Origin of the sequence: Mesorhizobium sp. LNHC209A00, from assembly GCF_000502915.1 — a bacterium.
Taxonomy (GTDB): Bacteria; Pseudomonadota; Alphaproteobacteria; order Rhizobiales; family Rhizobiaceae; genus Mesorhizobium.
This window is the reverse complement of the sequence record NZ_AYWT01000003.1, coordinates 550,933-562,012: the sequence shown is the minus strand read 5'-3', so window position 1 is coordinate 562,012 and position 11,080 is coordinate 550,933. Positions and strand designations below refer to the sequence as shown.

Here is an 11,080-nt window from a genome sequence, read left to right as displayed (position 1 = left end):
AAATGGCCGGTTCCCCAAGGAACCGGCCAGATTGGAGCAGGGTCTCAGAGTCCGATCGGCAGTCTCTACGAGGCCTTCTTGATCGACGTCACCATGCCGGTCTTGTCGTCGACGGTCACCGCCACCTTGGCGCCGACCTTCAGTTTCCCGACCGACGCATCGGGCGAGAGCTGGTAGATCTTGCCGTCGTCGAGGGTGACCGACTTGGTTGTCGGATCGACCGCCTGGATTGTGCCCTGAACGGTCGCGGCATAGGCCGTGCCTAGGAAGGCGAGCAGAGCGGCGGTGGTTGCGAGGGTCTTCTTCATGGATAGCACTCCGTGCTGTTTCGGTTTTCCGGTACCGCTTGGGAGAGGGCAGCACCGAACGGCCGGAGACTGGAGCGGAAAGAGCACTGTCCGCAAATCACGTTGGATGTATTTTCGCAAGGAAATCATCGGCTTAATTCCGACACAATAGCCTCCTAGCCGCCGATGTCGACAGCTTACGCGCCCTTATGGAAGGCTCTTCCCCGCGCAAAAAGAGTCGTTTGCCGAATTGCGGCCGGCGCCATCGGCGATCACGTGGCCGCCGCAATCCCTTCCCGGCCGCATCACGAAACAGGACTTCGATTTTTTCATCGATACACGTTTTATGTCGCGAGCCGGCGCGATCCTCCTACCCGGCAAACACGAATCTGGCGCTCAGGTTGCAAACTCCAAGCGAACGCGAATTGGTGTCGCGCGTTGTCATAAAAGGGGACTTCCACGAAAATGGCCGTCCGGACCACGCTGTCCCCGATGCTGGCGACAACCCAGCCTGGCTGGCGCGCAAGCGCCGAACCGGGCGATGACAAGACGCTGATCTTTGCTCCAGCGATCCCGAGATGACGGAGGCGATGCAAAGGCCCTTGCCAGCCTCGACGAGTTCCTGGCCTTGTCCGAAGCCCCTGCCTCCGCCGTCTGCGTGATGTAGGTCGACTATATGCGCGACGTGTACGGCTTCGACTGCTGACGACGCCGCCAGCTAAGCTTCGTCCTTCGCGCCGATCTTGCGCACGAGTGCCGCGGTCGCCAGCATCGCACCCAGGTCCGAAATCATCGGTGCGACATGGCTGGCATAGTCGAGCGGCACCGAAATATCAGGCAGTTCGAAGAAGTTCTTCGGTTGCGGCAGGAGCAGAAAACCGTCGCTGCCGTTGAGCGCGACACGCGCGGGTTCGTCCGGCCAGGCTTCGCCGAGCCATTTCAGCGCTTGCGCCAGGCGGCCGGTCACCAGCGGCCGGGCCGCCTCGACATTGTTGGTGCGAAACTCGTAGGCGTCGTCGAGCTCCGGCACGCCGGACGGCAGTTCCTGCATCTTGGCCCCGAACATGCCGCGGAAAAAGCCGATCACGCCACTTGCACGTCGCGCGGCGACCAATATTCCTGGAAACGGCTCGATGGTTTCGAAGGCTACGACGACGCCCTTGAACGTGGTGGCCTTGTTCTTGGTGGCGCCCCCGTCCCATAGGTCGGCTTCGTACAGTTCAAACGCAAATCCGTCATAGCGTCCGGAGATGATATCGTCGAAGCGGCTCATGGTGAAACCGCCGACGGTCTCGCGCGGCAGTCGGTCGAAGGAATGCGGCGTCACGTCATGCTGGTAGCGCATATCCCCAATGAAGCCAAAGATGATCGGCATCAGCGTCTGGCGAAACGATTGCTGCAGCCTCGCCGCCGGCCTGATCGCCCGGAAATAGAGCACGATCGCCACCGCGAAGCCGATAACGTAAAGAAACACGTGCGGCGTCGAGAACCATTGCTCGTTGGGATCGGCGACCTTGTTGAACAGCCAGGCAATGAGCGCCACGAAGACGACCACCAGGCCAACGAACAAGGGTACGCGCCACTTGGCCGCGCGTGCCACCGAGGCCCTTTTCGCTTCGTGGATCTCGATGTCTTTCTTGATGGCTGCGATAGCAGCCGCGTCCGGCATGAAATCCGCTGTTTCCATCGCCATCCCCCGCCGCCAGTATTGCGGCATGATATCCGTTTTTGCGGGAAAGTCGCCAACGCATGCTCGTTTCCGCCCGTCGGGCCTGTCGCCAGTCAGGGCCACACGTCCACAAGGGAAGAAGGGAAAACCGCTCCCAGCCGGCCCTCGATTTTTTGCCGCATGGGCACGTCCAATGCTTCTACCGGCACCAGACGCTCGTGGTCTCCCGCACGCAGGCGGACAAACGGATAGAACCAGTAAGACGCAACAGTCCCGCGCGTTTGCGGATCGGCGCTGACGTCAACGATGAAAATCCCGCCGATCCGCCCCGGCCATGGCTGGCGGGCAAAGGCGGTGCCGAGGAAATCGCCGAGCCCATAGGCAACCACCGCCCCGCCGATCCGCTCCACCGGCTGCACGACATGGGCGTGATGGCCGGCGATCACACCGACGCCCTGCCCGGCCAGCCGCCGAGCCAGCGCCCGTGTTGCAGCACGCGGAAAATGCCGGAACTCCCAATCCCAGTGCGGCACGGCACAGAGGAGATCGAGCCCAGCACTCGTCTCGCGCGGCCAGCGCGCCGGATCGCCTTCCATCGAGACGCGGCCGGCAAACAGGCGCTCGTCGGCGTTGCGCCAGAGCGTGAAAGCGGCGAAGCCGAGAGCGAGCGGCCCGGCAGCGAAGCGTTCGACCGGTCCCTTGGCGGCGAGGCCGATGGTGCCGATGCCGAGCCGCTTCAACGCCGCGACCGTCGCGTCGAAACCGGCGACTCCCTGGTCGAACACATGATTGTTGGCTAGCGACAGGACCAATTTTTCGCGCCCGATGCCGACCGCCGCGAGTGCCTCGGCCAGAAAGCGTTCGCTCATCGCATGATGCGTACCGAGCTTTGTCCCCAGCACGGCGCTCGGCCTGTCGACGACAGGGCTTTCGCAATTGCCGATCACCAGGTCGGCCGTGCCCAGCAGCGCCTTGATCGCCGGATCGCAGTCCGGCGCGCTCCGGTTGGCTACCGCCGAGATGTCGCCGATGAAGGCCAGCCGCATCGTCTGTCTCGGTGGCGGCTCCATCAGCGTCCCCGATGCCGGCGCGAACCCGTTGACGTCGCCCTCGAGCGACGGTTTCAAGAACCGCGGTAGCCAGGACAGTTTGTAGGAGAGCGGATAGTTCGACACGACACGCCTCATCATTGGCCTTCTGTAGACCGTCCGCCGGACCGGTTGAAGCGTGCCCGGCGACAATCATGCAACGATGTGGACGGCGTGCCGGCATCGACAGGCGCGGCGTCGTAAATCTGTGTATGGTCGCCGGCGACAGATGGGAGGGAAAAGATGACACGAATAGCAAGCCTGCTGGCATCGGCTTTCATTCTGGTCGTGCCGCTGTCCTCCGCATCGGCGGCCATGCCCGAAGCGGCAACGGCTTTGTTCGAGGCAAGGACCGTGGCCGCGCGCGACGGCGCGCTGTCTACCTTGGAAGCGGCCGCGCCGAATGATCCAGCGTCAGCCTATGCCGCAGGCGCCGGCGAGTTCTTCACCGCGCTGGAACTGCTGGCCAGCGGCCTGCATCGCCATGGGTTCGAGAGCCCGCAATCCTTCATGCTGCCGCTGATGCAGTTGCCGGTACCGGCGAACCCCAATCCCGAGCCGCTGACCTATGAAGAGTTCCGCGCCATACTGGTCGCCTTCCGTGACCGGCTCGCAAAGTCCGCCACCACCCTTGGTTCGGTGCCGGCCGATGCCGCTATCGGCATGATCATCGACCTCACCCATGTCGGCATCGATCTCAACGAAGACGGCACGATCGCGCCCGATGAAAGCATGGCGGCGATCATGGTGGCGCTGTCGCGCGGGGGCATGGCGCCCGACGGTGGTGCCCCCGCGCTCACGTTCCGCTTCGACCGCGCCGACGGCTATTGGCTGCAAGGCTATGCGGAATTCCTGATGGCGCAGGCCGATTTCTGGCTGGCGCATGATTTCAAGGGCACGTTCGATGGCTCGTTCCACATGCTGTTTCCGCGCGCCAAGCTGGCGTTGCAGGACATCCTCGTGCCGCCGCCAAGCGAGATGGGCTCGAGCATCTTCTCCTCGGAATGGCGCATCGCCGATTTCATCTCGATGGTGCACATGATCAACTGGCCGGTTGTCGAGCCGGAACGCCGCAAGGCGGCGCGCCAGGAGCTGCTCGAAATGATCCGGCTGTCGCGCGAGGACTGGAAGGCGATCCGGGCCGAGACCGACAATGACCGCGAATGGCTGCCCGGCCCACAGCAAAAGGGCGAGAACCCGCTCACCGGCCTCCAGGTCGGCGAGGAACAGGTCCGGGCCTGGCTCGCCACCCTGGCGATGGCCGAGGACTTGCTCGAAGGCCGCGCGCTGCTGCCGCACTTCCGCATCACCGGCAAAGGCATCAACATGAAGCGCTTCTTCGACGAGCCGAAACCCTTCGACCTCGTACTCTCGATCACCGGCCCCGGAATCGCGCCTTACCTCGAAACCGGCAAGATCCTGACCAGCGAGGATTTCGACCAGATCCAGCGCCAGTTCGGCGGCGGCGGGTTTTTGACGTTCGCGCTGTGGTTCAACTGAGCGGTGCGGACGCTACGCGTCGGCCGAACTCCGACGTATCCGAAAGTAGGGAACCGTGGACATCGGCGTTGGAGCCGTAGGAGCCCACCACAACCCCTGCTATGAGCCCCGAGAGCCGACCCTTTTTGGCCGAAGAATTGTGGCAGGACGGCAACAATATCTGTTGGCACCCGGGCGGCTCGGCCGACAGGCATTTGGCGTGCCTCACTGTCCCGGAAGCGCCGAACCGTCTTTTTGCGTGGTTGGCAAAGACTGTTCTGCTTGACTCGGCAGATAAAAACATGCAGCAAAAAAGCCTTGGAAGGGCTGCAATACCGCGTGCATGGTCGTGGACGAGCCTTTTTCGGCACAAAGTCCACGTCTCTCGATTGGTTTTGAGAGGGATTGGTTAACCAACTTTGTCCATATTTTGAAGCAATCGGCAACTAACGACAGGCGCGGCAAACGCGTCGGGGACCACCTGGGATCACTCACAGAATGGTCGTCGCGGCTATCACGGCCGCAGACGTGGGAGCCGATTGGAGCAAGATTGGTTGCATGGCGTTGTTGAGTCGTAAAATTGTCGGGGACAGGCGTTGCAGCGGCGAGACCGCCTTCGAAGCGCCACGTGCCTCATCCTTCACCCCTGAACGGGTTGTCCGCTGGATCGCGGTGCCGGGCGTCAGCGCCGCCGTCGGCCTATGGCTGATCGGCACCATGGCCGGCCTTAGTTCTGTCGGCGCCTCGCTTTCGGTAACGTCTGCCGGCCTGCCGCAGACGCTGTCCATGCCGGGCACGCTCGCTCTCGCCGATCCGCTGAAGCAGCATTTCCTCAGCTCTTCCGCGCCCTTCATGACGGCCAATGCCCATGGCGGCTCACAGGCGCTGCACGACCATGCCGTACAGTGCGGTGCCAGTTGCTTCAAGCTTGCCTCGATAACCTCCAAGGCGGAGAAATCCGGGCGCCTGGTGGCGCAGGCCAAGCCAACCCCGGCGAAGTCGAAATCGCAGCAGCGCTTCGAACTGATGGAAGCGTCGCTGTCGCCGACAAAGCTTGCCGCTGCCTTCGCCGGCGCGGGCAAACCGGCGACCGCGGCCAGCACACATCCCGTGATTTCCAGCGCCGCTCCACGGGTCACCGAGGCATCCCTCGTGCCGTCCGTCCAGGTCATGGCCAGCCTGTCCAACGACATGCCGGCTCCGGCGGCGGAACGCTTCGCCCGCGCCGAAACGGGTTCCGTCGTGCAGACCGCGCCGGCGCCGATGGGCTTTGCTCAGTCGGAAACGCCCGATAACGCGCAGCTGGCGCTTGCCCTGGTCGAGTCGATGCCGGTCGAGGACGAAGCCTTCGCCTCGCCGCTGCCGATGACCGAATCCTCGCCCGATGTCGCGGTTGCGCCGGTCGAGACCCAGCAGGAACAGCCGGGCGACGCCGCTTCGCTGCCGGATGCGCTCACCGACGACGTGCCGCTGCCGACCCGCCGCCCGCAATATGACGCGCCTCGGCAGCCCCGGGCCGTGGAAGAGGACAAGCCGGCCACACAGCCCAGGGCCTTGGAGCAGAAGCCGGCGCTCCAGCCGAAGCCCGTCCTGCAAGCCAGGCAGCAGCCGGCCCGGCAAGGCCGGACCCATGATGGTGGCGACGTGCTGGCCTATGCCAAGCCGGATACGCCTTCGGGCGGCCTCGGCCAGGCGTTCAGGAACCTGTTCAACGGCCCGAGCGCCGGAAGCGGCGCCGGCCATGGCGTCGCCGTCTACGACATCAGCGCCAAGACCGTCTACATGCCCGACGGCCAACGGCTCGAGGCGCATTCCGGCCTCGGCGCAATGGTCGACCAGCCGCGCTATGTCCATGTCAAGGATCGTGGCCCGACGCCGCCCAACACCTACAATCTGTCGCTGCGCGAATCTCGCTTCCACGGCGTCGAGGCCATCCGCCTGACCCCGACGAGCGGCGGCAACAAGTACAACCGCAACGGCCTGCTCGCGCACACCTACATGCTGCGCGGCGGTCGCGCCGAATCCAATGGCTGCGTGGTCTTCAGGGACTATGCCCGCTTCCTCGCCGCCTTCAAGAAGGGCAAGGTCAACCGCCTCGTCGTGGTGGATCGCCTGAACGGATCGGCGACCCGGGTCGCGTCGAACGGAAGCGGCGCTTGAGATAAGGCGAAACCCTCCGCCACCTCCTGACAGCCTTCTGTCAGGAGCCTGACGCGGCCGTCGGCCCGTCCTCATCGCGCTCTTTCCATTTTGGCCGAGAAATCCCATATTCGGGACATGGCCAAATCCCCAGATAAAAGAACGCCGCCGACGGCGGATGAGGACCGCGCCGCGCCGAAGCGGCGCAGCCCGCTGACCGATTTCCTCGACGCCTCGGAACCGCTGCAAAAGGGCGGCTTCGCCGAGATGCCGCAGGCCGAATTGTCGGGCACGCCGCTGACCGGCTCGATCTCCGATTGGGCCGAGCAGATCGAGCAGGAGGCTGAACGGGAAGGACGCGCCGCGGGCAAAGGCGGCGGCGCCAAGTCGCCGAAGAAGATTCCCGAGCGCTCCGCCGCGCCGGGCCGCACCGCGCGCGGCACCTCGATGGGCGGGGCCGCGTCGGCCCGCGAACGCACTGCCGCCGGCCTCAATCCGGTCGCCGGGCTCGACATCTCGCTGGAAGAAGCCGAGACGATGTCGTCCAGTGGCGTCACCGCCACGGTGGCCGCTCTCTCGGCGCTGATCGAATCCGGCAATCCGTTGCACAAGGACGGCGTGCTGTGGACGCCGCACCGCCCTGCCCGGCCGGAAAAATCCGAAGGCGGCATCGCCATCAAGATGGTGTCGGACTTCGAGCCCGCAGGCGACCAGCCGACCGCCATCAAGGATCTGGTCGAAGGCGTCGACAACAACGACCGCACCCAGGTGCTGCTCGGCGTCACCGGCTCCGGAAAAACCTTCACCATGGCCAAGGTGATCGAGGAGACGCAGCGCCCCGCTCTGATCCTGGCGCCCAACAAGACGCTGGCCGCGCAGCTCTATTCCGAGTTCAAGAAATTCTTCCCCGACAACGCGGTGGAGTATTTTGTCTCCTATTACGACTATTACCAGCCGGAAGCCTATGTTCCGCGCACCGACACCTTTATCGAGAAGGAATCCTCGATCAACGAGCAGATCGACCGCATGCGCCATTCGGCGACGCGNCGGTTCGGTCGAGACCTACACGGCGATGACCTTCCAGATGCAGATCGGCGACCGGCTCGACCAGCGCGCTTTGCTCGCCGACCTCGTTGCCCAGCAGTACAAGCGCCAGGACATCAATTTCGTGCGCGGCTCGTTCCGCGTGCGCGGCGACACGATCGAGATCTTCCCGGCCCACCTTGAGGACCGCGCCTGGCGCATCTCGATGTTCGGCGACGAGATCGAGGCGATCACCGAGTTCGACCCGTTGACCGGCCAGAAGACCGGCGAGCTGAAGAGCGTCAAGATCTACGCCAACTCGCACTATGTGACGCCACGCCCGACGCTCAACCAGGCGATCAAGTCAATCAAGGAAGAGCTCAAGCACCGGCTGGTGGAACTCGAGCGCGCCGGCCGCCTGCTCGAGGCGCAACGGCTGGAGCAGCGTTGCCGCTTCGACCTCGAAATGCTGGAAGCCACCGGCTCCTGCGCCGGCATCGAGAACTATTCGCGCTACCTCACCGGTCGCCAACCCGGCGATCCGCCGCCGACGCTGTTCGAGTACATTCCCGACAACGCGCTGGTCTTCATCGACGAGAGCCACGTCACCGTGCCGCAGATCGGCGGCATGTATCGCGGCGACTTCCGGCGCAAGGCGACGCTGGCCGAATATGGCTTCCGCCTGCCCTCCTGCATGGACAACCGGCCGCTGCGCTTCGAGGAATGGGACGCCATGCGGCCGCTCTCGGTTGCCGTTTCGGCGACGCCGGGCGGCTGGGAGATGGAACAGGCCGGCGGCGTCTTCGCCGAACAGGTCATCCGCCCGACCGGCCTGATCGATCCGCCGGTCGAGGTGCGCCCGGCCAAGAGCCAGGTCGACGACGTCGTCGGTGAGATCCGCGACACCACCAAGGCGGGATATCGCACGCTGGTGACGGTGCTGACCAAGCGCATGGCCGAGGATCTGACCGAATACCTGCACGAGCAGGGCGTGCGCGTGCGTTACATGCACTCCGACATCGACACGCTGGAGCGCATCGAGATCCTGCGCGACCTGCGCCTCGGCGCCTTCGACGTGCTGGTCGGCATCAACCTTTTGCGCGAAGGCCTCGACATTCCCGAATGCGGCTTCGTCGCCATTCTCGACGCCGACAAGGAAGGTTTCCTGCGTTCGGAAACGTCGCTGATCCAGACCATCGGCCGTGCCGCCCGCAATGTCGACGGCAAGGTCATCCTCTACGCGGACCAGGTCACCGGTTCCATGGAGCGGGCGATGGCCGAGACCAACCGGCGCCGCGAGAAGCAGATGGAGTGGAACGCCGCCAACGGCATCACGCCGGAATCGGTCAAGTCGCGCATCTCCGATATTCTCGACTCGGTCTACGAGAAGGACCATGTCCGCGCCGACATCTCGCGGTTCACCGACAGCGCCGGCGCCATGATGGGCAACAATTTCAAGGCCCATCTCGACGCGCTGGACAAGCAGATGCGCGACGCCGCCGCCAATCTCGACTTCGAGAAGGCGGCCCGCATCCGCGACGAGATCAAGCGGCTGCACGAGATGGAATTGTCGATCTCCGACGATCCGCTGGCGCGCGAAGTGGAAGGCCAAAGTCCCGCGTCAGGCCGCGAAAAGGGCAAGCACAACAAGGGCGTGGCCAAGCATCGGACATTGGAGGAACAGGAACGGTTCCGCAGGCTCGACCAGGCACGCGCGGCCGAAGAGGCGGCCAAGGCCGCCAGGCCCAACCTGTTCCGCAAGCCCGATCTCGACGAGATGGGCGCCGACCGCGCCGTGCCGGTGAAGAAGCCGCTGTTCGCCAAGCCGTCACTGGACGATATGGGCCCTGGTACCGACATGCCGACGCCGTCAGGCGCGGTGTCGCGGTCGCTGTTCAAGAAGCAGTCGGCGGAAGAAGCGCACGGCTCCGATTTCGGCATTCCCGGCGACGCCACCAAGCCGTTGTTCAAGAAGAATTCGCTCGACGAGATGACGGTGCGGCGGACCGAAAAACCGGTAGAGGGAAAAGTGCCGGCGAAGCCACAGCCAACCTCTCCCCAAGTGGGGGCCGGCAGGACAGAGGGGGGCGCGAAGGATCGCGGCGATGCCAACAAGCCTATCGTCCGTCAGCGCTCCGGTATCGGCTCCTACGAGGACCAAGGAGACGCCCGCCGAGAAAAGCGCCGGCCGGGGAAGACGGGCAGACCGGGACGGTAGCAATCCTTCGCGCCCCCTCTGTCCCTCCATTATAGATCAGCTCTTCTTGCCACCTTGCCAGTCGTGGGACGAACCTATACGGGCCTTGCAATTCTGCTCTTCCGCTCCGAAACCATCAGCCAGCTCCCATGAAACCCAGAGACATCGCCGCCTACGTCTTCCTGGCTGTCACCTGGGGACTGTCGTTCCTGGTGCTGCTCAAGGTGGTGCATGCCTTTGGCTGGGTCGGCGCGGTCACCTTGCGCGCGCTGATCGCCGGCATCACGCTCTTTCTGCTTGCCGCCGTGACGCGGCGACGGCTGGATTTCAGCGCCGGCTGGTGGCACTTCGCCATGGTCGGCGCGACGACGGTGGCGGCGCAGCTGATCGGCCTGTCCTATGCCACGCCCCGCATCGGCACGGCGATGGCGGCCATCCTGGTTGCCGCCATCCCGCTGTTCTCGATGATCATCGGCCAGCTCTGGGGGCTTGAGCGCATCGCAGTTCGCGGCCTTGCCGGACTGCTGCTCGGCGCTGCCGGCATCATCGTCCTGGTCGGTTTCCCCGCCGTTCCGGTCACCGCATCCTTTGCGATCGGCTGTGCCGCCTCGCTGTTCAGTTCCTTCTCGGCGGCATTCGGCAGCAACTACGCCAATCGCCATTTGCGCTCGGCCCGCTCGCTGGAACTCACCAGCGCCGCGTTCCTGTTCGGCGGCCTGATGACGCTGCCGCTGCTGCTCGCCGTGCCGGTGCCGGCCATGCCGCGCTCTGTCGACTTCCTCTACCTGGCCATACTGGCCTGCGTGATGAGCGCATTGACCTATGTCGTGTATTTCCGGCTGGTGGCCAGCATCGGAGCGACCAGGACCATCAGCGTCGAATTCGCTGTGACCACGATCGCGGTGCTGGCCGGAACGATTGTGCTCGGCGAGTCGCTGACCTTGATCCAGGGCTTCGGCGCGGTGGCAATCATCGGCGGCTGCATACTGGTGCTGGACCCCTTCCCGCGCAGCCTGAAAGCGGCGGCCTTGCCATCAGCCTCGCCTTTGGTGTAGCCAGTCGTCACACTCGAACGTCTCGAAAGGAGGGCTCACGTGTTTACGTTTTTTCGTCACCATCGTCAGCGTGGCCCGATTTCTGCCCTGCGAGCCAGCTTGCAGGGCTGACCAGGGACGGTCCGGGTTTTTTCCCGCTTCGA

General features: G+C 64.4%; 6 protein-coding genes and 1 pseudogene. 4 read left to right on the top strand and 3 right to left on the bottom strand.

The genetic code is table 11. The annotated features are described in order from the left end of the window. Positions 1-65: 65 nt before the first annotated feature. The 3 genes from X739_RS155685 to X739_RS155695 all read right to left on the bottom strand — a co-directional run bounded on the left by X739_RS155685 (position 66) and on the right by X739_RS155695 (position 3,143). Entirely contained in the window at positions 66-308 is a 243-nt protein-coding gene (locus X739_RS155685) for a DUF1344 domain-containing protein (protein ID WP_015316128.1), read from the bottom strand. A gap of 697 nt (positions 309-1,005) precedes the next feature. Continuing rightward, on the bottom strand, positions 1,006-1,974 hold the full coding sequence (locus X739_RS155690) for a DUF3137 domain-containing protein (protein WP_023794130.1): 969 nt from the start codon (positions 1,972-1,974) through the stop codon (positions 1,006-1,008). A gap of 95 nt (positions 1,975-2,069) precedes the next feature. Further along, positions 2,070-3,143 (bottom strand): CapA family protein, encoded by a 1,074-nt coding sequence (locus X739_RS155695; RefSeq protein ID WP_198026136.1) that lies wholly within the window; start codon positions 3,141-3,143, stop codon positions 2,070-2,072. Positions 3,144-3,287: 144 nt separating this feature from the next. On the opposite strand from X739_RS155695, the gene X739_RS155700 reads away from it, so the two are divergent. The 4 genes and pseudogenes from X739_RS155700 (at position 3,288) to X739_RS155710 (ending at position 10,937) form a co-directional block, all read left to right on the top strand. Next, a complete protein-coding gene (locus tag X739_RS155700) occupies positions 3,288-4,544 on the top strand; it encodes a hypothetical protein (RefSeq protein ID WP_023781452.1) in 1,257 nt (418 codons plus the stop codon). A gap of 537 nt (positions 4,545-5,081) precedes the next feature. After that, complete coding sequence (locus X739_RS155705; RefSeq protein WP_032921957.1) at positions 5,082-6,683, top strand: DUF2778 domain-containing protein; 1,602 nt, start codon at positions 5,082-5,084, stop codon at positions 6,681-6,683. Between the two features lie 117 nt (positions 6,684-6,800). Further along, positions 6,801-9,903: pseudogene (gene uvrB, locus X739_RS01000000165955) on the top strand (excinuclease ABC subunit UvrB). 128 nt (positions 9,904-10,031) lie between these two features. Then, positions 10,032-10,937, top strand: coding sequence for a DMT family transporter (locus X739_RS155710; RefSeq protein ID WP_023770250.1), 906 nt, complete (start codon positions 10,032-10,034; stop codon positions 10,935-10,937). Positions 10,938-11,080: the final 143 nt, after the last annotated feature.

Bases quoted from the DNA above. Each gene is read 5' to 3' on its own strand.
- X739_RS155685 (WP_015316128.1), bottom strand. From the start codon at position 308: ATGAAGAAGACCCTCGCAACCACCGCCGCTCTGCTCGCCTTCCTAGGC.
- X739_RS155690 (WP_023794130.1), bottom strand. From the start codon at position 1,974: ATGGAAACAGCGGATTTCATGCCGGACGCGGCTGCTATCGCAGCCATC.
- X739_RS155695 (WP_198026136.1), bottom strand. From the start codon at position 3,143: ATGAGGCGTGTCGTGTCGAACTATCCGCTCTCCTACAAACTGTCCTGG.
- X739_RS155700 (WP_023781452.1), top strand. From the start codon at position 3,288: ATGACACGAATAGCAAGCCTGCTGGCATCGGCTTTCATTCTGGTCGTG.
- X739_RS155705 (WP_032921957.1), top strand. From the start codon at position 5,082: ATGGCGTTGTTGAGTCGTAAAATTGTCGGGGACAGGCGTTGCAGCGGC.
- X739_RS155710 (WP_023770250.1), top strand. From the start codon at position 10,032: ATGAAACCCAGAGACATCGCCGCCTACGTCTTCCTGGCTGTCACCTGG.